General features: G+C 72.0%; 19 protein-coding genes and 2 tRNA genes. 4 read left to right on the top strand and 17 right to left on the bottom strand.

Going from position 1 to position 21,365, the window contains the following annotated elements; genetic code table 11:
* Positions 1 to 55: 55 nt before the first annotated feature.
* From AB0B40_RS04350 to leuS, 4 genes are all read right to left on the bottom strand, one after another.
* Positions 56 to 1,351 (bottom strand): ComEA family DNA-binding protein, encoded by a 1,296-nt coding sequence (locus tag AB0B40_RS04350; protein WP_362262744.1) that lies wholly within the window; start codon positions 1,349 to 1,351, stop codon positions 56 to 58.
* A gap of 150 nt (positions 1,352 to 1,501) precedes the next feature.
* Positions 1,502 to 2,347 carry a DegV family protein gene (locus AB0B40_RS04345; RefSeq protein ID WP_362262741.1) on the bottom strand — a complete coding sequence of 282 codons (846 nt, stop codon included), beginning with the start codon at positions 2,345 to 2,347 and terminating at the stop codon, positions 1,502 to 1,504.
* Between the two features lie 72 nt (positions 2,348 to 2,419).
* The gene (locus AB0B40_RS04340; protein WP_362262738.1) at positions 2,420 to 3,172 is read right to left on the bottom strand and encodes a hypothetical protein; all 753 of its coding nucleotides are present in this window, start codon (positions 3,170 to 3,172) and stop codon (positions 2,420 to 2,422) included.
* Positions 3,173 to 3,345: 173 nt separating this feature from the next.
* Entirely contained in the window at positions 3,346 to 6,228 is a 2,883-nt protein-coding gene (gene leuS, locus AB0B40_RS04335; protein ID WP_345057994.1) for a leucine--tRNA ligase, read from the bottom strand.
* Positions 6,229 to 6,630: 402 nt separating this feature from the next.
* Between leuS and AB0B40_RS04330 the strand changes: the two genes are divergently transcribed.
* Both AB0B40_RS04330 and AB0B40_RS04325 read left to right on the top strand, forming a co-directional pair.
* Complete coding sequence (locus tag AB0B40_RS04330; protein ID WP_345057997.1) at positions 6,631 to 7,908, top strand: cytochrome b/b6 domain-containing protein; 1,278 nt, start codon at positions 6,631 to 6,633, stop codon at positions 7,906 to 7,908.
* Positions 7,909 to 9,519, top strand: coding sequence for an NADH-ubiquinone oxidoreductase-F iron-sulfur binding region domain-containing protein (locus AB0B40_RS04325; RefSeq protein WP_345058000.1), 1,611 nt, complete (start codon positions 7,909 to 7,911; stop codon positions 9,517 to 9,519).
* A 119-nt stretch (positions 9,520 to 9,638) separates the two neighbouring features.
* Here the strand turns inward: AB0B40_RS04325 and AB0B40_RS04320 are convergent.
* Positions 9,639 to 9,711 (bottom strand) — tRNA-Ala (locus AB0B40_RS04320).
* A 114-nt stretch (positions 9,712 to 9,825) separates the two neighbouring features.
* Here AB0B40_RS04320 and AB0B40_RS04315 point away from each other — a divergent pair.
* Positions 9,826 to 11,037, top strand: coding sequence for a glycosyltransferase 87 family protein (locus AB0B40_RS04315; protein ID WP_345058004.1), 1,212 nt, complete (start codon positions 9,826 to 9,828; stop codon positions 11,035 to 11,037).
* On the opposite strand, the gene AB0B40_RS04310 is transcribed toward AB0B40_RS04315, so the two are convergent.
* The 9 genes from AB0B40_RS04310 to AB0B40_RS04270 form a co-directional block, all read right to left on the bottom strand.
* The gene (locus AB0B40_RS04310; protein ID WP_030653820.1) at positions 11,027 to 11,260 is read right to left on the bottom strand and encodes a hypothetical protein; all 234 of its coding nucleotides are present in this window, start codon (positions 11,258 to 11,260) and stop codon (positions 11,027 to 11,029) included. The two genes, AB0B40_RS04315 and AB0B40_RS04310, sit on opposite strands and share 11 nt — an antisense overlap.
* A gap of 3 nt (positions 11,261 to 11,263) precedes the next feature.
* Positions 11,264 to 11,437, bottom strand: a complete 174-nt coding sequence (locus AB0B40_RS04305) for a hypothetical protein (RefSeq protein WP_014672673.1) — start codon at positions 11,435 to 11,437, stop codon at positions 11,264 to 11,266.
* Between the two features lie 323 nt (positions 11,438 to 11,760).
* Positions 11,761 to 11,833 (bottom strand) — tRNA-Ala (locus AB0B40_RS04300).
* Positions 11,834 to 11,951: 118 nt separating this feature from the next.
* A complete protein-coding gene (locus tag AB0B40_RS04295; protein ID WP_345058064.1) occupies positions 11,952 to 12,620 on the bottom strand; it encodes a histidine phosphatase family protein in 669 nt (222 codons plus the stop codon).
* Positions 12,620 to 13,063, bottom strand: a complete 444-nt coding sequence (gene rsfS, locus AB0B40_RS04290) for a ribosome silencing factor (protein WP_345058011.1) — start codon at positions 13,061 to 13,063, stop codon at positions 12,620 to 12,622. Before rsfS ends, AB0B40_RS04295 begins: the two co-directional genes overlap by 1 nt.
* A gap of 124 nt (positions 13,064 to 13,187) precedes the next feature.
* Complete coding sequence (locus tag AB0B40_RS04285) at positions 13,188 to 14,942, bottom strand: LytR C-terminal domain-containing protein (protein WP_345058014.1); 1,755 nt, start codon at positions 14,940 to 14,942, stop codon at positions 13,188 to 13,190.
* Between the two features lie 16 nt (positions 14,943 to 14,958).
* On the bottom strand, positions 14,959 to 15,645 hold the full coding sequence (nadD, locus tag AB0B40_RS04280) for a nicotinate-nucleotide adenylyltransferase (protein WP_345058017.1): 687 nt from the start codon (positions 15,643 to 15,645) through the stop codon (positions 14,959 to 14,961).
* 56 nt (positions 15,646 to 15,701) lie between these two features.
* A complete protein-coding gene (locus AB0B40_RS04275; protein ID WP_345058020.1) occupies positions 15,702 to 15,866 on the bottom strand; it encodes a hypothetical protein in 165 nt (54 codons plus the stop codon).
* A 167-nt stretch (positions 15,867 to 16,033) separates the two neighbouring features.
* Positions 16,034 to 16,198 carry a hypothetical protein gene (locus AB0B40_RS04270; RefSeq protein ID WP_345058023.1) on the bottom strand — a complete coding sequence of 55 codons (165 nt, stop codon included), beginning with the start codon at positions 16,196 to 16,198 and terminating at the stop codon, positions 16,034 to 16,036.
* 102 nt (positions 16,199 to 16,300) lie between these two features.
* Here AB0B40_RS04270 and AB0B40_RS04265 point away from each other — a divergent pair, with 102 nt between their 5' ends.
* A complete protein-coding gene (locus tag AB0B40_RS04265) occupies positions 16,301 to 17,416 on the top strand; it encodes a M48 family metallopeptidase (RefSeq protein WP_345058066.1) in 1,116 nt (371 codons plus the stop codon).
* Positions 17,417 to 18,060: 644 nt separating this feature from the next.
* Here the strand turns inward: AB0B40_RS04265 and AB0B40_RS04260 are convergent.
* From AB0B40_RS04260 to AB0B40_RS04250, 3 genes are all read right to left on the bottom strand, one after another.
* Positions 18,061 to 19,131 carry a hypothetical protein gene (locus AB0B40_RS04260; protein ID WP_345058026.1) on the bottom strand — a complete coding sequence of 357 codons (1,071 nt, stop codon included), beginning with the start codon at positions 19,129 to 19,131 and terminating at the stop codon, positions 18,061 to 18,063.
* 88 nt (positions 19,132 to 19,219) lie between these two features.
* Positions 19,220 to 19,831: a hypothetical protein gene (locus AB0B40_RS04255; RefSeq protein ID WP_345058029.1), complete on the bottom strand. Its 612-nt coding sequence runs from the start codon at positions 19,829 to 19,831 to the stop codon at positions 19,220 to 19,222.
* A gap of 140 nt (positions 19,832 to 19,971) precedes the next feature.
* Positions 19,972 to 21,258, bottom strand: a complete 1,287-nt coding sequence (locus AB0B40_RS04250; protein ID WP_345058032.1) for a glutamate-5-semialdehyde dehydrogenase — start codon at positions 21,256 to 21,258, stop codon at positions 19,972 to 19,974.
* Positions 21,259 to 21,365 lie beyond the last annotated feature (107 nt).

The raw sequence follows: 21,365 nt of genomic DNA, 5'->3' as shown, positions 1-21,365 counted from the left end.
GCGCTGCGCTCGGGCTCGGGCTCCGCGCGCGGCGACGCCTCGTCCGGCACGCGGCTCATGGCCGTACCAGGTCGCGCAGGTCGGTGAACCGGCGGTCGCCGATGCCGTTGACCTCGCGCAGTTCGTCCACCGAGCGGAAACCGCCGTGCCGGGCGCGGTAGTCGACGATGTGCTGGGCCAGTACCGGGCCGACTCCTGGCAGGGTGTCGAGCTGCTCCATGGTGGCTGTACTGAGGGAGACGGGCGCCGCCGGGCCCGTGCCGGTGGAGCCGGGGAGCGGCCCGGTCGCCGGGCCGGGCGGAGCGGCGGCCCCGGCCGGGGTGCCGACGACGACCTGTTCGCCGTCGACCAGGAAGCGGGCGCGGTTGAGTCCCTCCGTGCTCACGCCCGGCCGGATCCCGCCCGCGGCTCGCAGCGCGTCGGCCACCCGGGCACCGGCCGGCAGCCGCCGGATCCCCGGTTCGCGGACCTTGCCGCTGACGTCCACGACGATCTCCGCGGCGGGTGTCGCCGTCGTGCCCACGGCCGCTCCGGACGCCGCTCCCTCGCTCTTTCTGGGGAAGTGGGCCTGGGTTCGCACCACTTGGGGTGCGCTCACCGACTGTGGCCGGGCCGCCCAGAAGTGCTGCACGGCGAAGACCGCGGCGGCCACGAGCACCACGACGAGCGCCACGACTCCTCGCCGTTCCACTGCGTACCGTGCCTGGAGCCACACCGGCATCCGCTCCCGCAGCGCCAGCCCGGCCCGAACCCGCCAGTCGGGGGCCACGGGTCCCTCCCGGCCCTCCTCCGGCTCCCTCCGCTCCTGCGGCCCCTCCGGCTCCGGCAGCCGCGGCACACCGGCCGGTTCAGGCCCCCCGAAGCCGCCCGGCGCCGATGCCCGCCCGGCCGAGCCGGCCGGTACCCGCGCCGGGATGCTGACCGGCCCCGCCGCCGGGCGCAGGCCGGGAGCCGTTCCCCTGACCGCCGCTGTCGCCCTGACCGTGAGCACCGATGACGGCGACGGCGGCGACGGCGCTGCCGCCGCACTCACGAGTTCTTCCGTCTCCGGCGGCGCGTTCCCCGACTCACGCCATTGCACGGCCCGTTCCCCGAAGAGGAGTTCCGCCCGGCGGCGCAGTTCCTCCGCAGGCGCGGGCGGGCGGCGGCGGTCGCCGCGGTGATCGCCGGCGCCGCTGTGTCCGCCGAAGCGGCTGTGCTGGTCGGCCCTGCTGTGTCCGGCGGCCCGGCGGTGTTCGGTGGCCCGGCGGTGTCCGGCGGCCCGGCGTCGGCGGGTGCGGCCGTCGGAGGCGGGGCCGCGGCCGGGGCCGCTGGTCAAAGTCGCGCTGCGTGGACGGGATCGAAGTGCCATGCGACGAGGATGGGTTATTCCGTCACACCGGGATGATCTTGGTCAATTTCCGTGGATCACCGCCCGGTTGTGGAAAACTCCGCCACCCGCACGGGTGAAGCCGGCCGGCCGCCGGTCGCCAACCGGCGGGCCGGGGCAGTGAGTCGTGCGTCAGCGAAGCGAGACGACCGCGCCGAGCAGCCCGGGCCCGGTGTGGGCGCCGATCACCGCTCCGACCTCGCTGACATGCAGGTCGGCCAGGCCCGGGACGCGTGCCCGCAGCCGGTCGGCGAGTGCGGCGGCACGCTCGGGGGCGGCCAGGTGGTGGATGGCGATGTCGACCTCCGCGTCGCCCGCACGCTCGGCGGCGATCTCCTCCAGGCGCGCGATCGCCCGGGACGCCGTGCGGACCTTTTCGAGCGGCTCGATACGGCCGCCGTCCAGCTGGAGCAGGGGTTTCACGGCGAGCGCGGACCCCAGCAGGGCCTGCGCGGCACCGATACGGCCGCCACGGCGCAGATAGTCGAGAGTGTCGACGTAGAAGTAGGCGGATGTGCCCGCGGCCCGCTTCTCGGCGGCCGTGACGGCTTCGTCGATCGTGCCGCCCGCCTCCGCGGCCTCGGCGGCGGCGAGCGCGCAGAAGCCGAGTGCCATCGCGACCATGCCGGTGTCCACGACCCGCACGGGCACCGGTGCCTCGCGCGCCGCGAGGACGGCCGCGTCGTAGGTGCCGGACAGTTCGGCGGACAGGTGGAGGGAGACGATGCCGGTCGCGCCGGCGTCGGCGACCCTGCGGTAGGTCTCGGCGAACACCTGGGGGCTGGGCCGGGATGTGGTGACCGAGCGCCGCTTCTGCAGCGCCTGGGCCAGGGAGCGGGTGGAGATCTCGGTGCCCTCTTCGAGGGCCCGGTCGCCGAGGACCACGGTCAGCGGGACCGCGGTGATGCCATGACGCTCCATCGTCCGGTGCGGCAGGTAGGCCGTTGAATCGGTGACGATCGCGACATGGCGGGACATGAGCTGGAGGTTACCTGGCGTAGCGCTCGTGCGGCAGCCCGGCCCCTGTCGTGCGGGCACCGAGCGGCCCGCTCATGTGGTGCTCTCGGGGCGGGGCTTCTTCTGCCAAGGGTAGGCGGGGCGCCATGGCGGCGGGGCGATCGCTTCGGGAGCGGGATCCCCGGCGGCGCGGGCCCCGGCTGTCCTCGGCCGGGGCTGCTCCGTGACAGTGCCGTCGGCGGGGGCGCCGTCGGCCGGAGCGGGTGCGTCGGGCCACTGCGGGGGTGCCTGGCCGGCCTCGCTCCGCGTCCAGTGGCGCAGGGCACCCGCTTCGATGTCGATCTGGGCGCTGAGGCTGTCCAGATCGTCGTCGGAGAAGCGACGGGCCCGGTCGCGGATCGCCCAGCGCAGGGAGTCGGCGGAGTTGGTGATGCGCTCGGTGCGGCCGCGCAGTTCGGGCAGCTGGTCGGCGAGCCTGGCCCGGTCCGGCTCGGACTCCATGCGCTTGAGGTCCTCGTCCAACTCGTGTCCGTGCACGCTGAGCCGCTCGAAGAGGCCGAGGGACTCCTTCAGCGACTCGTCCTCCCGCACGCCCGCGCGCAGTGCGTCCTGCGTGGCGCGCATGGAGGTGCGCAGCGCGAGCCGCAGCTGGGCGATCTCGCCGGCCGGCCCGAACTGGGCGAAGGACTTGGCGCGCAGGGTGTGGTCCTCGACCGTGCGGCGGGCCTGCGCGACGGTCCGGTCCACGCCGCGCTTGGCGGCGCCGACCGCCTTGACGGTGGCGTAGGCGCCCAGGCCGATGAAGACAAGGAAGAGCAGGGCGAACACGGTCAGTACTACCTCCATGACGCTCCTCCTCCGCCGTTAGGCACGAGCGGCCGCACGGCACTAGCGGCCGCACGGCACGATCCGCTGTGCTCTCCACGGTAAACGCAGCGGGCAGGCCCGGAGTTCCGTAAGGACCCCGAACCTGCCCGTAGGGGACTACCCCGACGCCGGTGGCACCCGACGTCCGTTGATCACGCCGGAACGATGTTCACCAGCTTCGGCGCCCGCACGATCACCTTGCGGATGCCGGCGCCGTCCAGTGCCGCCACGACCTTCTCGTCGGCCAGCGCCACCTTCTCCAGCTCCTCCTCGGAGATGGCGGGCGGCACCTCCAGGCGGGCCTTGACCTTGCCCTTGATCTGCACGACGCAGGTCACGGTCTCGTCGACGACATAGGCCGGGTCCGCGACCGGGAAGTCCCGGTGGACGACCGAGTCGGTGTGGCCCAGCCTGCGCCACAGCTCCTCGGCGATGTGCGGGGCCAGCGGGGCGACCATCAGCACCAGCGGCTCGGCCACGGACCGCGACAGCGCGCCGCCCGTCTTGGTCAGGTGGTTGTTCAGCTCGGTGATCTTGGCGATGGCGGTGTTGAAGCGCAGTCCCTCCAGGTCCTGGCGCACGCCGTCGATGGCCTTGTGCAGGGCGCGCAGGGTCTCCTCGTCGGGCTCGGCGTCGGTGACGGTGACCTCACCGGTGTTCTCGTCGACGATGTTGCGCCACAGCCGCTGCAGCAGCCGGAATTGGCCGACCACCGCGCGCGTGTCCCACGGCCGGGAGACGTCCAGCGGACCCATCGCCATCTCGTACAGGCGCAGCGTGTCGGCGCCGTACTCGGCGGCGATCTCGTCCGGAGTCACCGCGTTCTTCAGGGACTTGCCCATCTTGCCCAGCAGGCGGCTGACCTGCACGCCCTGGTGGTAGTAGGCGCCGTCGCGCTCCTCGACCTCGGCGGCCGGCACCGCGATGCCCCGGCTGTCACGGTAGACGTAGGCCTGGATCATGCCCTGGTTGAACAGCTTGTGGAACGGCTCGACCGACGAGACGTGGCCCAGGTCGTACAGGACCTTGGACCAGAAGCGCGCGTACAGCAGGTGCAGCACGGCGTGCTCGGCGCCGCCCACGTACAGGTCGACACCGCCGTGCGGCTGGCCCTCGCGCGGGCCCATCCAGTACTGCTCGATCTCCGGGTCGACCAGCTGCCGGTCGTTGTGCGGGTCCAGGTAGCGGAACTCGTACCAGCAGGAACCGGCCCAGTTGGGCATGGTGTTGGTCTCGCGGCGGTACTTCTTGGGGCCGTCGCCCAGGTCCAGGGTGACGTCGACCCATTCCTCGTTGCGCGACAGCGGCGTCTCGGGCTGGGTGTCGGCGTCGTCCGGGTCGAAGGTGCGCGGGCTGTAGTCCTCGACCTCGGGCAGCTCCAGCGGCAGCATCGACTCGGGCAGCGCGTGGGCGATGCCGTCCTCGTCGTAGACGATCGGGAAGGGCTCGCCCCAGTAGCGCTGGCGACTGAAGAGCCAGTCGCGCAGCCGGAAGTTGACCGTGCCCTCACCGATGCCCTTGTCCGCCAGCCACTCGGTGATGCGCGCCTTGGCCTCGGCCACGCCCAGACCGTTCAGCCGCACGTCGTCGCTGTCGGAGTTGACGATCTTCGCGTCGTAGGAGACGAAGGCGTCGTCCCAGGTGGACGGGTCGGTGCCGCGGCCGTCGGTCGGCTCGACCACGCAGCGGATCGGCAGCTCGAAGGCGCGCGCGAAGGCGAAGTCCCGGGTGTCGTGACCCGGCACGGCCATGATCGCGCCGGTGCCGTAGCCCATCAGGACGTAGTCGGCGATGAAGACGGGGACCGGCTCGCCGTTGACCGGGTTGGTCGCGAACACGCCGGTGAAGACGCCGGTCTTGTCCTTGGCCTCGGCCTGCCGCTCGACGTCGGACTTGGCGGCGGCCTGCGCGCGGTAGGCGGCGACGGCCTCGGCCGGGGTGGCGTGGCCGCCGGTCCACACCTGGTGCGTGCCCTCGGGCCACGCCTCGGGGGTGAACTTCTCGACCAGCGGGTGCTCGGGCGCCAGCACCATGTAGGTGGCGCCGAACAGGGTGTCCGGGCGGGTGGTGAAGACCGTGATGCGCTCGCCGTCGACGGGGAAGTCGACGCGGGCGCCCTCGCTGCGGCCGATCCAGTTGCGCTGCTGCAGCTTGATGGCCTCGGGCCAGTCCAGCTCCTCCAGGTCCTCCAGCAGCCGGTCGGCGTAGGCGGTGATGCGCATGTTCCACTGGCGCAGCTTGGCCTTGAACACCGGGTAGTTGCCGCGCTCGGAACGGCCGTCGGCGGTGACCTCCTCGTTGGCCAGCACGGTGCCCAGGCCGGGGCACCAGTTGACCGGCGCGTCGGAGGCGTAGGCCAGGCGGTACTCGCCCAGGATGTCGGCGCGCTCGCGGGCGCTCAGCTCGCTCCACGCGCGCGTGGTGCCCGGAATCGCGCGTTCACCGGACTCGAACCGGGCGATCAGCTCGGAGATCGGGCGGGCCTTGCGGGCGTCCTCGTCGTACCAGGAGTTGAAGATCTGAACGAAGATCCACTGGGTCCACTTGTAGTACTCCGGGTCGATCGTGGCGAACGACCGGCGCTTGTCGTGGCCCAGGCCCAGTCGGCGCAGCTGGGACTTCATGTTCTCGATGTTGGCCTCGGTGGACACGCGCGGGTGCGTGCCGGTCTGCACCGCGTACTGCTCGGCGGGCAGGCCGAAGGCGTCGAAGCCCAGGGTGTGCAGGACGTTGTGGCCGGTCATGCGCTGGAACCGGGCGTAGACGTCGGTGGCGATGTAGCCCAGCGGGTGGCCGACGTGCAGGCCCGCGCCGGAGGGGTACGGGAACATGTCCATGATGAACTTCTTCGGCCTGGCGACCAGCTCCGGGTCGCCCGCCAGGTCGCCCTTGGGGTTCGGCGCCGCGTAGGTGCCGTCGGCGTCCCAGAAGTCCTGCCAGCGTGCCTCGATGTCGGCCGCCATGGCGGCCGTGTAGCGGTGCGGGGCGGCCTCCGCCGACGTAGCAGCGGCGGCAGCGGGGTTCGTCTCGCTCATGATCCTCAAAGCTCCATCGATCGTCTCTGCCTGCGGAAATGAAAAAGCCCCTCACGCAGGAGGGGACGCCGCGCCGATGCCGACCTCACGGCTTGACCGGGGTCGGTACTGATCAGCGCGGCCCGCTAAGCAGAAGGCGTACGGCACGCATAGCGCCAAGGGTACCGCAGCCCTTGAGCAAGCAGCGACGCGCTTCCGTATCCCTGATGGACATGTCACGAAGCCCGCCCGGAGCTGAACGAAGGTCAGTGATTACTTCGCGTAACGTCCCCTAAGGGACCATCGGCAATCAGATTGTGCGTTGATAACAACGCAATAACGCAAACTCTCGTACTGATCGGTATGACGCCACTTAGAGTGCGGCAGCGGGACCGCTTTCCCGGAACTGCTCGGAGTGCCCCCATGAACCCTCGTCGTAGTACCAGCTCGCTCCCCAAACCGGGCCGCTCGGCCTATGGGGTGGCGTCCGCTGTCGTTCTGCTGCTCATACCCGTGGCCGTGCTGGTCGGAGGCAGCCAGTTCCGCGAGTTCCTGAACTTCGGCGCGGGCGTGCTGTCCCTCGTCTCGCTGAGCTGCTCGGTGATCTGGGGCCTGTTCGCCCAGGACCGGATCTTCCTCAACACCCGCCAGCGGATCGTCGGCCAGGCGGTGCACCGGACGACCGCGGTCGCCTCGATCGCGTTCCTGCTGCTGCACATCACCGCGAAGATCGCGCTCGGCCACACCCAGCTGATCGCCGCGATCATCCCGTTCTCGCTCGGCGTCACCGGCATCGCCGGACTGATCGGACTGGGCTCGCTCGCGGGCCTGCTGATGGTCTTCGTGGGCGTCACCGGCGCCCTGCGCAGCAACTTCGCCACCCCGGCCCCGGTCGCCGCCCGCTGGCGGGCCATGCACATGCTGGCCTACCCGGCCTGGTGCGCGGCGCTGGTCCACGGCCTCTACGCGGGTCGCTCGGCCAAGCCGATCTTCGTGATCCTGTACAGCCTGTCCCTGCTCGGCGTGATGGGTGCCCTCGCGCTGCGCGCCGCGCCGCGCCCCGTCAAGCGCAAGGTCGCCGACCGGCTGGTGGCCCTGTTCGGCAGCTCGGAGCGGGTCGGCCTGGACGAGCTGGACGCGAGCCGCTCCCGGATGGCCGAGGCGGCGCCGGCCGCGTTCGGCAGCCGGCGGGAGCCGGGGCCGCCGCCCGCCGGCACGGCCGCCTCGCCGCTCTACCAGACCCCGGCCGCCCCGGCCGCCGGGCCCGCTTCCGGCTTCGCGGCGGCCTACCGCACGGTGTCCACACCGGGCGGGGCGCCGCCCTTCGCGGCAGGCCGGGCCGCCCGCACGGACCTGCCGACGGACCTCCGGCCCACACAGGCCGTCCCGCGCGTGGACGGCCCCTCCAGCACCTCGGGCAGCTGGCCGGTCCCGTCCCCGCCGCCGGTCGGCGAGGCGCCGCCCTCCGCGTACGACCCGCTCCAGGACACCGGATACACCATCCCCGTATACGGCAATCCGGGCACCGCCGGATACGGCGGAGGTGACATGTACGACACCCGTGAGACAAACGGCCTCCATGGCACGTACAACCCCGGTGACACGTTCAGCAGCGGTCCCGCCACCGAAACGCTGCCCGGTTCCTCCTACGAGACGCCGGGTTCGGGCGAACCCTGGAACACGCCTTCCGGAGGCTTTTAAGTGAACGAGGCCCTGCCCGACGTCCCCGAAGTCCGCGTGGTCGGACTTCCCCAGCTCACGTCGGGCTTCGACCTTGTGGAGCGGCTCGACCTGCCCATGCATCTCAAGGTGCACGGGCCGCTCGACCCGCTGGGCGGCGAACAGCTCGCCCAGCTCGCCGAACGCATCAGCCTCAAGGGCCGCGGCGGTGCCGGCTTCCCCTTCCACAAGAAGCTGCGCTCGGTCGCCGAGTCGGCGATCAAACGGGGGGTGCGGCCGGTCGTCGTGGTCAACGGCAGCGAGGACGAACCGGCCTGCCGCAAGGACACGGTGCTGATCAACCGTGCGCCGCACCTCATCCTGGACGGCGCCCTGCTGTGCGCCGAGGCGCTCGGCGCGCGCACCCTCGTCATCGGCGTCACCCGCGAGTCCACGCAACGCTCGATGGAGGCCGCGCTCGCCGAACGCGGCCTGAGCAACAGCCGCAGATCGGCACTGCGCGCGTGGGTGCAGCGCAATCCGGTCCGCATGGTCACCGGCGCCGCCGCCTCGCTGATCCGCTCGATCGACGGCGGTCCGGCGATCCCGCCCGGCCGCAAGATCAGCGCCTCACAGACCGGTGTCGGCGGCGCGCCCACGCTGCTGTCGAACGCGGAGACCTTCGCCCAGCTGGCCATCGCCGCCCGCATCGGCCCCGAGCGCTACGGCAACACGGGCCTGTACGACGAACCGGGCACCGTGATGCTGACCGTGTCCGGCGCCGTCGCCCGCCCGATGGTGATCGAGGCGCCCACGGGCGTGCCGCTGCGCTACGTGCTGCAGCTCGCGGGCGCCCCGCCGGTGCCGCAGGGTGTGCTGACCGGCGGCTACCACGGCAAGTGGATCGACGCGGCGACCGTCGACGAGGCGGTCGTCTCCCGCAACTCGCTGGACGCGGTGGGCGGTTCGCTGGGCGCGGGAGCGATCCTGCCGATCAGCCAGGAGACGTGCCCGCTGGGCGAGTCGCTGCGGGTGGCGCAGTGGCTGGCCGAGGAGAGCGCCGGCCAGTGCGGGCCCTGCTACCTCGGACTGCCCGCCGCCGCGCGCGGCCTGGAGGACATCCTCAACGGCGGCGGACCGGCCGCCCTGGAGGCGGTGAAGCAGGTCGCGAAGAACGTCAAGCGGCGCGGGGCGTGTTCACACCCGGACGGCTCGGCGATGTTCCTGGAGTCGACCATCAAGGCGTTCACCGACGACCTGGCCGCCCACGTCCTCGGAAACGGCTGCGGACGGCCCGTGCAGGGCGTCCTGCCGCTCTTCGAGGGGGGCAGGGCCCCCACGGGCGTCCCGGGCGGCGCGGAGCCCGAGGAGACCGGCGGCAGCCGCCAGAGGATCTACGTCGACTGGACCCTCTGCCGGGGCCACGGGCTGTGCGCGGACATCCTCCCGGAGGTGTTCGAGCTCGGCGCCGACGGTTTCCCGACCGTCGCCCAGGCGCAGGTGCCGCGCTACGCGGAGGCGAAGGCACTGCGCGCGGTGCGCCGCTGCCCCGCGCTCGCCCTGCGCGTCGAGGAGGACACGCGCGGCCAGGCGCCGTCGCGCAATCTGCCGGTCCTCTCCCAGGGGCGCGGCCGGCGCGCGCTCGGCCGCTGAGCCGCACGGAAGGGGCGGATCACCCGAACCGGGTGATCCGCCCCTTCCGTTCCGCCCCGTCGTCTTTCACAACACGCCGAAGGCGGACCACCCGTCCGGTGATCCGCCTTCGATTTCTGTGGAGCTAAGGAGAATTGAACTCCTGACCTCCTGCATGCCATGCAGGCGCTCTACCAACTGAGCTATAGCCCCTTGTTCTGTTGTTTCGCCCGGTTCCCCCGGCGACGACGTAAACATTACAGGCCCGGGGGCACAGCACCAAATCGGTTTCGGCTTCGCGCCGATAAGGCCGCTAATGTCGGCTTCATGACCATGATCGCGCCGTCCGCAGCACACCGCCGGGCCACGGTCGCCCTGGGGGTGTGCCTGGTGTCGTTCACGGCGTTCTGGGCAGCTCAGCGCGGAGCGCAGGTGTCGATGATCGACCTGATGGTCTACCGGGCCGAGGGCGCCGCGGTGCGCGCCGGCGACGACCTGTACGCCCTGCGCGCGACGGCGGCGCACCTGCCCACCACCTACCCGCCGTTCGCGGCCCTGCTGTTCACCCCGCTGCCCCTGCTGGACCCCGCGCATCTGCGCACGCTGGCGACGGCCGGCAACCTGGCGTTGCTGGTGATGTTCGTACGGCTGTCACTGAAACTCGTCGGCCACGCGCGCGTGGAGACCGCCTTCTGGGTCGCGGCGCCCGCCGTGTGGTGCGAACCGGTGTGGACGACCCTGCGCTACGGCCAGATCAACCTGCTGCTGGCCGTCCTGGTGCTGTGGGATCTGACCCGCCGCCCGGCCGGCGGGTCCGACCGCTGGACGGGAGTGGGCCTCGGACTGGCCACGGCGGTCAAGCTGACACCCGCGCTGTTCCTGGCCTTCCTGCTCGCCACGGGCGTCGTGGACCGCCTGAGGGGCGGCGGCGGGGCGCCGTGGCTGCGGCACGCGCGCGGCGCGGCCGTCGTGTTCGCCGCGGCGAGTGTCCTGGCGGCGGGCGTGCTGCCGTACGACTCCTGGCGCTTCTGGACGGACATGGTGTTCCGCGCGAGCCGGGTCGGGCAGACGGAGGACACCGCCAACCAGGCTCTGCGTGGCGTTCTGGCCCGCCTTCTGCACACCCCCGACCCGGGAGCCGCCTGGGCGGTCTGCGCCGCCGTGACGGCCGTCCTGGGGCTCGCGGTGGCCGTGCGGGCGGAGTTGCTGGGGCGGCGGCCCTGGGCGGTGTGCGCCTGCGCGGTCACCGCCCTGCTGATCAGCCCCGTGTCGTGGACCCACCACTGGGTGTGGTGCGTGCCGCTGGTGCTGCTGCTGTGGACGCGCGGGCGCCGGACGGCCGCTGCGGGCGCCCTGCTGGTCTTCTGCTCGTACGCCCCCTGGTGGGTGCCGCACGGAACCGGCCGGCCCGAACTGCACCTGAGCGCCGTGGAGTTGATCCCTTCGGCGGTCTATGCAGGGGTCGGTGCGCTGTTCCTCGCACTGGCCGGGACATCGTTGCCGGGGGCCGGGCCCGACGGGGTCCGCGTCAAGCCGTGACGAACTGGTAGAACCGCTTGAGCGTGCAGTGTTCCTCGAGGAGCCGGCCGTAGATCGGCTCGCCCTCCAGTTCCCGGTACGTCTCGATGGGGTCGCCTTTTATGATCAGCGCCCGTGCGCATTCCTCGCACCAGTACTGGTAATCGGGGTTGATCGGCTCCATGTCGCGGACGATGGGCGTTCCGCTCCCGCACCAGTCGCACTTCCGCCTGTGTGCACCCATTGATCAGCTCCAGCTGTGGCCGCAGGCCGTGCACACGTAGGAGATTCCGCCATTGTCGCCGAGAACTTGCGCCACATGCGCGGAACCGCAGGAAGGGCAGCTCAGCCGGGTGGTCGTGTCCCGTATCAACGCCGCACCGAGGAGGTGGCCGACCTCCTCGAGGATGCTCGCAGGCATCGCTACTCCCTCCCGTCGGGCCGCGCCCCCTTCCGGCCGTTTGATTCTGCCACGACCGGACCAATACGGTCAGCGACGCCTCAGTACCAGTCCGGACACGGCTCCCACCGCAGCCGTTCCGGTCGGCACCCGGCCGCACCGCACACCCGGAGCGCCTCCGCCGACGTATACGGCCGCGGAGCCCGGAACGACTCAAGCAGGTCCGGGAGCAGTGTGCCGAGGAGGCCATGGAACTCATCGACCGCTGAACGCAGAAGATCCCGCCCCTGAAGGGACGGGATCCTCATCACCGATCTTTGACCACTCGACAGAGGGTCGATCAGTGGAGCTAAGGAGAATTGAACTCCTGACCTCCTGCATGCCATGCAGGCGCTCTACCAACTGAGCTATAGCCCCGGGCGCCACGCGGCGGGCCGCGTGTCTTGTCTCACCCCGCTCGGCGGGGCGAACAAGAAGAACTTTAGCCTGTGACCTGCCGGAAAGTGAAATCCGGGCCGCGCGGCCACGAAGGCGGTCAGTCGTCGTCGCCGAGAACGGGCTCCGGGAGGGTGCCCGCGTTGTGCTCCAGCAGGCGCCAGCCGCGGGCGCCCTCACCGAGCACGGACCAGCAGCAGTTGGAGAGGCCGCCGAGGCTCTCCCAGTGCCGGGCGTCCAGACCGAGGAGCCGGCCGATCGTGGTGCGGATGGTGCCGCCGTGGCTGACGACGACGAGGGTGCCGTCCTCGGGCAGCTTCTCGGCGTGCCGCAGCACGACGGGGGCGGCGCGGTCGGCCACCTCCGTCTCCAGTTCACCACCGCCGCGGCGGACCGCTTCACCGCGCTTCCAGGCGGTGTACTCCTCGCCGTGACGGGCGATGATCTCCTCGTGCGTCAGCCCCTGCCAGACGCCCGCGTAGGTCTCGCGCAGGGCTTCGTCGTGGGTGACGTCGAGGCCGGTGAGCGCGGCCAGCTCGGCGGCCGTGTGCGCGGCCCGCCGCAGGTCCGAGGAGATGATCGCGTCCGGCCGCAGCGAGGCGAGCAGCCGGGCGGCGCGGCGGGCCTGAGCGATGCCCGTCTCGGTCAGCTCGACGTCCGTGGTGCCCTGGAAGCGGCGCTCCACGTTCCACAAGGTCTGGCCGTGCCGCCACAGGATGATGCGGCGGCCCCGGCTCCGGTGGTCGGTCACCTCGCCGGTGGCGCTCATCACCACGCCCCGCCCGGCTCCTGGTCGGCCTCGGCGGCCTTCAGCTTGGCGTGCTCCTCGGACTTGCCCCGGGTGGCCTTGGCGTCGGCGGGCAGCTCCAGCTCGGGGCAGTCCTTCCACAGCCGCTCCAGGGCGTAGAAGACGCGCTCCTCGCTGTGCTGGACGTGGACGACGATGTCGACGTAGTCGAGCAGCACCCAGCGGGCCTCGCGGTCGCCCTCGCGGCGGACCGGCTTGGCGCCGAGTTCCTTCTGCAGGCGCTCCTCGATCTCGTCGACGATGGCCTTGACCTGGCGGTCGTTCGGGGCGGACGCCAGGAGGAAGGCGTCCGTGATCGACAGTACGTCGCTCACGTCGTAGGCGATCACGTCGTGGGCGAGCTTGTCGGCCGCCGCCTGGGCGGCGGTGTTGATGAGCTCAAGGGAACGGTCGGTGGCGGTCACTACATGGCTTTCCGTCGGCGGACTTTTACCCTCAAGGGTCTCACGGACCGCCCGGGGCACCCCACGTGATTACGGCATCACGTGGGGTGGCCCGGCCGCACCCCCGCGGGAAGGCGGCCGGCGGTCAGGACGACGAGGGTGCGTAGTCGCTGCCGAGGACCACCGAGACCTCGGCGCCGGAGGAGACGCTGCCCTTGGTGACGGAGCCGGCGGGCAGGCCGAGGGTCTTGGCGACCTCGGCGGCGTCGGCCTGGTGGGCGGTGTCCGCGTAGAGCACCTTGGAGACGGCCTCGGTGCCGGCGGCGGTGCCGCCCTCCAGGAAGGTGAAGCCGCCGTTGAGGAGCACGACGCGGGCCTTCTCCGTGTCGTCCTTCACACCGGTGGCGTTCTGGACGGAGACCCGGACCGCGGAGCCCGCGCCGGGGCTCTTGGCGGTGCCGCCGAGGATGTCCTTCACCACGCTGTCGCTGGTCCGCGCGCTCAGCGTGCCGTCGGGCTGCACGGGCAGCAGGGCGGTCCGGTAGGCGCCGCTCTTGGCCAGTTCGGCGAGCTTGGCGAGGAAGGCGCCGAGGTCCTTGTCGGTGAGCGGCGGGTCCAGGATCTGCGCGAGCGTCTGCACGGTGGTGGTGGCGGACGACGGTTCGGACGACACCTTGCGCAGGACGCCCTGCATGACCTGGCCGAACCGCTGCAGCTGGGCGTTCGGGGACTCGCCGGTAGCGCGGTAGGTGGCGTAGGCGACGGCCATCTTGCCGCTGAGGGTCTGCCCCTGGCCCTTGTGGACGAGCGGCGCGGTGCCCTTCTTCTTGGCGTCCGGGTCGGGCACGTCGGTGTCGGTGTCGATCTCGATGTTGCCGACGAGGTCGACCAGGTTCTGCAGGTAGGGGGTGTCCAGCCGCCAGGTGCCCTGGATGCTGGTGCCGAGAACGGTGTCGAGCTGGTCGCGGGTGCCGGAGGTGCCGTCGGCGTCCACGGACTTGGCGAGGGTCGTGGTGGAGCCGTCGTCCCCGGTCAGCGCGAGCGAGTTGGGGAGCAGGACCGTGGTGCCCTGCTTGGTGGTGGTGTTGTCGACCAGCAGCGCCGTGGAGGTGCCGCCCCGTGCGGTGTTGTGCAGGTGGACGACGAGCACGTCGCGCTTCTGGGCGGCCGCAGGCGTGGTGGTGCCGTTCTTGCCGCCGGAGGAGGACAGGCCGGGCAGTTTCCCGGCGAACCAGAGGTAGCCGGCACCGCCGGCCACGACGACAGCGAGGACGACGAGAAGGGCGACGAGCCGGCTGCGGGCGCGGCGGCGGGCCTCCTCCCGGCGCTCGGTGCGGTTCTCGGTGAACTTCAGCCAGTCGATGACGTCCTCGGAGTCACCGTCCGGCTCCTCGACGAAGGCGAACTGCTCGGTGCGGTAGTCCGGTTCGTCCGGCGCGGTGCGGTACTCCGGTTCGTCCGGCGCGGGCTCGGCCTCCTGCGGGGCCCGCGTGTCCTCGGCGGGGCCGGCCTGCTGCGGGATGTAGGCGGCCTGCTCGGCGACCCGGGGCTGCTGACCGCTGCTCGCCGTCTGCCCGTAGGGGTCGTAGGCCGTGGCGTCCTGGGTGCCGGTGGCGTACGGGTCGTACGGGGTCCGGGAGCCGTAGGGGTCGTGGGCGGCCGGCTGCCGGCCGGAGTCGTAGGAGGGCGCCGGCTGCTGCCGGCCGGTGGCGTACGGGTCGTAGCCGTAGCCCTGCTGCTGGGCGTACGGGTCGTAGGCCTGCTGCTGGAACTGCGGATCCTGCTGTGCCTGGGCGGCCTGTTGTGCCGGGGCCTGCCGGTACACGGGCCGGCCGTACTCGTCGTACCCGACGAGTTCGTACGGGCCGTCTCCGTACCCCGCGTCGTATCGGTCGTTCACCGGTGCCCCTCTCGGCTCACTCGCCGCGGTACAGCTCGCGCTTGTCGATGTAGCGCACGACTCCGTCCGGCACCATGTACCAGATGGGGTCTCCCTTGGCGACTCTCGCACGGCAGTCCGTGGAGGAGATGGCGAGCGCCGGCACCTCCACGAGCGAGACGCCGCCTTCCGGCAGGCCCGGGTCGGTGAGCTGGTGGCCGGGGCGGGTGACGCCGATGAAGTGCGCGAGGGAGAAGAGTTCCACCGAGTCGCGCCAGGTCAGCAGCTGGGCGAGGGCGTCGGCGCCGGTGATGAAGAAGAGGTCGGTGTCGGGGTTGAGGGCCCGCAGGTCGCGCAGGGTGTCGACGGTGTACGTGGGGCCGCCGCGGTCGATGTCGATGCGGCTGACGGAGAACTGCGGGTTCTCGGCGGTCGCGATGACCGTCATCAGATAGCGGTCCTCGGCCGGGGAGACCTTGCGGTGGGACTTCTGCCACGGCTGGCCGGTGGGGACGAACACCACCTCGTCCAGCTGGAACTGCGCGGCGACCTCACTGGCCGCCACCAGGTGGCCGTGGTGGATCGGGTCGAAGGTTCCGCCCATGACGCCCAGGCGCCGCTTGCCCGTGTGGGCGGGGCCGTCGCCCGGACCGTACTGCGGGTGCTTCACCGTGTCGTCGGCCGTCTCGTACGCCGGACCGGTAGGCATGTCCTGCTCTCCCATGCGTGCAGACCCTACCGGCCCGGTCTCGTGCCTCCGGCCGGGGACGGGGTCCCCGCTCAGCGGTCGCGGTTGAAGCGGGTGGTGATCCACAGCAGCAGGAGCAGGATGACCAGCGCGCCGCCGCCGGTGATGGCCGGGTTCAGGCTGTTGTGGTTCCCGCCGTGCGATTCGCCCTCGGCGGCAAGGGTGACCAACTGGGCTGCGGCGTCGTGGAAGCTCATCTTCGGCAGGACCTCACGCGTGTGGGCGGAACAAAGCTGTCGGCCCATCGTAAGCGGGCGGGCCGGTGGCGATCACGCCGACTCCGCCGTTGGGGCCCGGGGCCGCCGGCGGGCTGCCCGCGGCGGGAGTCGCCCGCCGCCGGGCGGCGGGGAACTTCCGCCGCTCGTCAGTCGTCCTTCCGCTTGTAGCCGCGCAGCAGGAACCAGGCGGTCAGTGCACAGCCGAAGATCATCACGATCAGGACGACACGCAGCAGGTTGCCCGTGCCGTGCTGCTGGACGGCGCTCGTGGCGGCCTGGGTCAGCCAGGCGGCTGCGGGGTGGTGCTCCATGGCGTGGACTCCTTCGGGTGTACTGCCTGCCACGGTATCTCCGCCTAGGCTGGGCCCCGCCTCGGGGGCACAGTGGGCACTCAGACGCACATGGGGGAAGACATGTCCGACGACGGCCACCAGCAGACCGGGCACGAGCGCGTGCCGAGCAGGCAGCGCAGGCGCTTCCCGGGGATCTCCTCGCGGGCGTACGAGCATCCGGCGGACCGCTCGGCCCTGGTCGCGCTGCGCAAGCTGAGCGGGTTCGACACCGTCTTCAAGGCGCTCAGCGGGCTGCTGCCGGAGCGGAGCCTCAGGCTGCTGTTCCTGTCCGACTCGGTGCGGGTCTCCGAGCGGCAGTTCTCGCACCTGCACGACATGCTGCTGGACGCCTGTTACATCCTGGACCTGGAGAAGGTCCCGCCGATGTACGTGACGCAGGACCCGCAGCCGAACGCGATGTGCATCGGCCTGGACGAGCCGATCATCGTGGTCAGCACGGGGCTGGTGGAGCTGCTCGACGAGGAGGAGATGCGGGCGGTCGTCGGGCACGAGGTGGGGCACGCGCTGTCCGGTCACTCGGTGTACCGCACGATCCTGCTGTTCCTGACGAGTCTGGCGCTGAAGGTCGCCTGGATCCCGCTGGGCAATCTCGCGATCATGGCGATCATCACGGCGCTGCGGGAGTGGTTCCGCAAGTCGGAGCTGTCCGCCGACCGGGCCGGCCTGCTGGTGGGCCAGGACGTCCGGGCCTCGATGCGGGGCCTGATGAAGATCGCGGGCGGTAACCATCTGCACGAGATGAACGTGGACGCGTTCCTGGAGCAGGCCGAGGAGTACGACTCCGGCGGCGATCTGCGGGACTCCGTGCTGAAGATCCTGAACGTGCTGCCGCGCTCGCACCCGTTCACCACGGTGCGGGCGGCCGAGCTGAAGAAGTGGGCCGAGTCCCGGGACTACCAGCGGGTCATGGACGGCCACTACCCGCGGCGCGACGAGGACAAGGACACCTCCGTCAGCGATTCCTTCCGCGAGTCGGCGTCCAGTTACGCGAGCGATGTGAAGGGCTCCAAGGACCCGCTGATGAAGCTGGTCACGGACCTCGCGGGCGGCGCGGGCGACCTGGGCGGCCGGGTCCGGCGGGGCTTCGACGGCTTCCGGAGCCCTCCGCCGGCCAAGGGGGACGCCGCTCCCGGCGGGGACGAGGCGGACACCGCTCCCGGCGGAGACGAGGGATAGGAGCCGGGCTCGCCACCGCTGGGCCGCTGGTCCGACGCCGAGGGGCAACAGGTTCGACGCCGCCTGGCCGCTGGTCCGACACCGAGGGGACTCACCCGAGGCCGGTGGCGCCCCCGGTTTCGGCGCGGGCGGGCTCGCTCACGGACGGGCAGTGCTTCTCCCCCGGCGCGGTCTGCCGTCGCCACCGCTGGCCCTCCCCGCCGCTGGCCCTACCCCGCCGCTGGCCACCGCCGCAGCTCGCCGTCGCCGCCGCTCAGCCCCAGCGCGCCTCCCCCGGCCCCCTGGCGCCAGACGCCGGCCCCACCCCACGGTCGGCCCCGGCGCCGCCGGCCGTAGCCACCGCTCAGTCCCGGCGCGCTTCCCCCGGCGCACTGTCCCCGGACGCCGACCCCGCCCCGGGGCCGATCCCCGGGCACGGTTTCACCCCCACGACCAGCCCCTCGGCGCCGTTCCCGCACACATCACGCCCCCGGGCACGATTTCGCCCACGCCCACGCCCACACCCGGGCCGTCGGGGCCGTCCCCACACGCAGGCCCCCCGTGCACGCCTCCGTGCACCCTCCCGTGCACGGCCCCCGCTCGCCTCTCGCCGCCGCGTGCTGACCGCTCCGGTGTGGCGGGCACCGGTCGCGTGCCGGCGCCGCTCAGACGCTCGGCTGCGCCTTGGTGGACAGGGTGCCGCACAGTGCCGTGGCGCTGTCCGGGTCGTAGGGGTCGGTGCCCGCGGGGCCGCCCGACTTGGCGGTCTGGCCGGACAGGAGGGGGCGGAGGTAGGCCGAGGAGTCCTCGGCGCAGGCGAGGGGGCCCGCCTGGACGTACGACGTGACCAGCTGGAGCTGGTGGGTGCGCAGGTCGTCGTTGTCGAGGCGGAAGGCCAGCTCGCGGCGGACCGTGAACAGGGAGGCGGGGGCATCGGCGGCGGCACCGGCGGGGCGCAGGGCGTAGACGAAGGTGTGGTCGGCGGTGACCTCCAGCGTCGCCGGGTCGGTCTCGGCGGCCCGCAGGCTGCCCGAGACGCGGACGCCGTCGCCGGTGAGCCGGGCCCGGGCGGGGTCGATACGGACCACCCAGCCCGTGGGCGCGTGCCGGCCGTCCGCCGCCGGGTGGTCGAAGCTCCGGTCGAACTGGGCGAGCTGCTCGGAGTCGACCATGGCCCGGGCGGCGCTCGCCTCCCGGCCGCTGAGCACCTCGGGATAGAGCGAGGAGCGGACGAGATAGTCCTTGACGGTGGTGAGGGCGGTCACCACCTGGCTGTCGGAGAAGTGGGCGGTGCTGCGCGAGGCGGGCAGGGGTATGCCCTCGGCGCCGACCGCGAACGGGGCGGCGGGGCTGCGCGCGAAGAGACTCGCGGCGTCGGGGGCGCCGGGCACCTTGCCCTGCGGGGCCAGCGGGATGATCGTCATCCGCAGGGGCTCGACGGACCGGCGGCCCTGCGGGGAGCTGTAGGGGTGGCGGACGCCCATGTAGATCGCGGTGCCGAAGGCGATGGCGATCAGCACGACGAGGATCAGTACCTGCCGGGTGAGCCCACGGTGCAGGGGCGGGCGGCGGCGTACGGCGGGCGTGTGGTCGGCCATCCGCTCCTGCGCGGAGAATTCCTGGAGGCGGGCAGCGCGGACGAACGACTCGTCGAAGACGACGGATCGGTATTCGTCCTCAGCACCGCCGGGGCCGCCCTCGGGTGTCCCCTCCGGTGGGTCTCCAGGCCCGCCCATACCTTCAGAGTAGGTCTCGCGGGCCCCGGGTAAACGCCCCGCTGCACCACAAGTTCTGACAGGTTCTCACCAAGTGCGGGCAAGGTTCTCAGGGAGAGCGCGGGATGGCCGAGACGGCCGGCCGGGAGTGCTCGGCGGAGGCGGCGGGAGCGGACGCGCCGCTCTGTTCCAGGCCGGTCGAGGCGGGGGCGGGAACCCGGTCGCGGGTGCCCGAGGAACCTCCCCGGTAGACGGCGGCGAAGGCCAGGGCGACCATGCCGATGCCCATCACGACGGCGAGGAGCCAGGCCACGGGGCGGTGCCAGCGGACCTGCTTGCCATAGGAGCCGTAGGGGGCGTAGGAGCCGGAGGAGCCGTCGCCGAGGACGTAGGTGTCGTCCGGTCCGTCATCGTCATGATCTTGGCCGAATCCGGCGCCCTCGGGACCGTAGCCGTCGTCGTAGCGCTCGCCTCGGGCGTGGGCGCGGCGGGCCTCCGCCTCGGATGCCTCAGCTCTGGCCTGGGCGGCGGCCAGGAGGCGTTCGACGGCGGTCGGCTCGTGCACGGTGGCCGCCTGTATGAATGCCTCGTTGAAGACCACGGAGGCGAACTCTTCGTCCGACACCCCGCGGTCGTGGTCGTCGTCGGGCTCCCAGCCGTCAGGGAACGGCGTACCCCCCACGTCCTCCGGCACGGATCCAGAGTAGACCTGGGGGGTCAATTTGGGCAGCCGGTACGGAGATTCGTCTGCCTGGTGTGACGCCTTTCGGCCGTGCGCCCGCGCCGGTCGCACGGGCGGCCGGACAGGCGGCCGGACAGGCGGCCGGACGGGCGGGGCGGGCAGGGCCGGACGGGTGAATCTCAGCGGCGGACGTGCCCGTCACCGGTGACGATGTACTTCGTGCTGGTCAGCTCCGGCAGACCCATGGGGCCGCGGGCGTGCAGCTTCTGGGTGGAGATGCCGATCTCGGCGCCGAAGCCGAACTGGCCGCCGTCGGTGAAGCGGGTGGAGGCGTTCACGGCGACGGTCGTGGAGTCGACCAGCTGGGTGAAGCGGCGGGCGGCCTGCTGGGAGGTGGTGACGATGGCCTCCGTGTGGCCGGAGGTCCACAGCCGGATGTGCTCGACGGCCCGGTCGAGCGAGTCGACGACGGCGGCGGCGATGTCGTAGGAGAGGTACTCGGTCTCCCAGTCCTCGGCGGTCGCCTCGACCACGGTGGCCTTGGAGTCCTTGGCGTAGGCCATGACCCGCTCGTCGGCGTGGACGGTGACGCCGGCGTCGGCGAGGGCGTCCAGGGCGCGGGGCAGGAACTCGGCAGCGATGTCCTGGTGGACGAGGAGGGTCTCGGCGGCGTTGCAGACGCTGACCCGCTGGGCCTTGGAGTTGATCAGGATCTCGACGGCCGTGTCGATGTCGGCCTGGGCGTCGACGTAGACGTGGCAGTTGCCGGTGCCGGTCTCGATCACGGGGACCGTGGACTCGTTGACGACGGTCTGGATCAGGGAGGCGCCACCGCGCGGGATGAGGACGTCGACGAGCCCGCGGGCGCGCATCAGCTCGCGGACGGAGTCGCGGCTCTCACCGGGTACGAGCTGGACGGCGTCGGCGGGCAGCCCGGCGCCGCCGACGGCGTCCCGGATCACCCGGACGAGGGCGGTGTTGGACTCGTAGGCGGAGCCGGAGCCGCGCAGCAGGACGGCGTTGCCGGACTTCAGGCAGAGGGCGGCTGCGTCCACGGTGACGTTCGGGCGGGCCTCGTAGATGATGCCGACGACACCGAGCGGGACGCGGACCTGGCGCAGGTCGATGCCGTTGGGGAGGGTGGAGCCGCGGACGACCTCGCCGACCGGGTCGGGCAGCTTCGCGACGTCACGGACGTCGGCGGCGATGGCGCGGACCCGCTCGGGGGTGAGGGTGAGCCGGTCGACGATGGCCTCGCTGGTGCCGTTCTCCCGGGCCTTGGCCACGTCCTTGGCGTTGGCCCCGACGATCTCGGCGGTCCGGACTTCCAGGGCGTCGGCGATGGCGAGCAGCGCGTCGTCCTTCACGGCGCGCGGGAGCGGCGCGAGGTCGGCGGCGGCGGCCTTGGCCCGGTAGGCGGCCTGGGTGACCGGGGACATCGAGTCGTACGGCGAGAGCGTGGTCATGAGGGAAGGGTAGTGCGCGGGGCGCCGCGCTTCAGCGGTCGTCCCACACCCCGAGACACCCCAAAAGGGATGAACTGTCGGCCCCGCCCCGCCCGGCTCAGCCCGGC

It is taken from the genome of Streptomyces sp. NPDC042638 (genome assembly GCF_040647235.1).
In the GTDB taxonomy this organism is placed as follows: Bacteria; Actinomycetota; Actinomycetes; order Streptomycetales; family Streptomycetaceae; genus Streptomyces; species Streptomyces rameus.
Note: the sequence above shows the minus strand (reverse complement) of the source record. Positions and strands in the feature narration are given on the sequence as shown.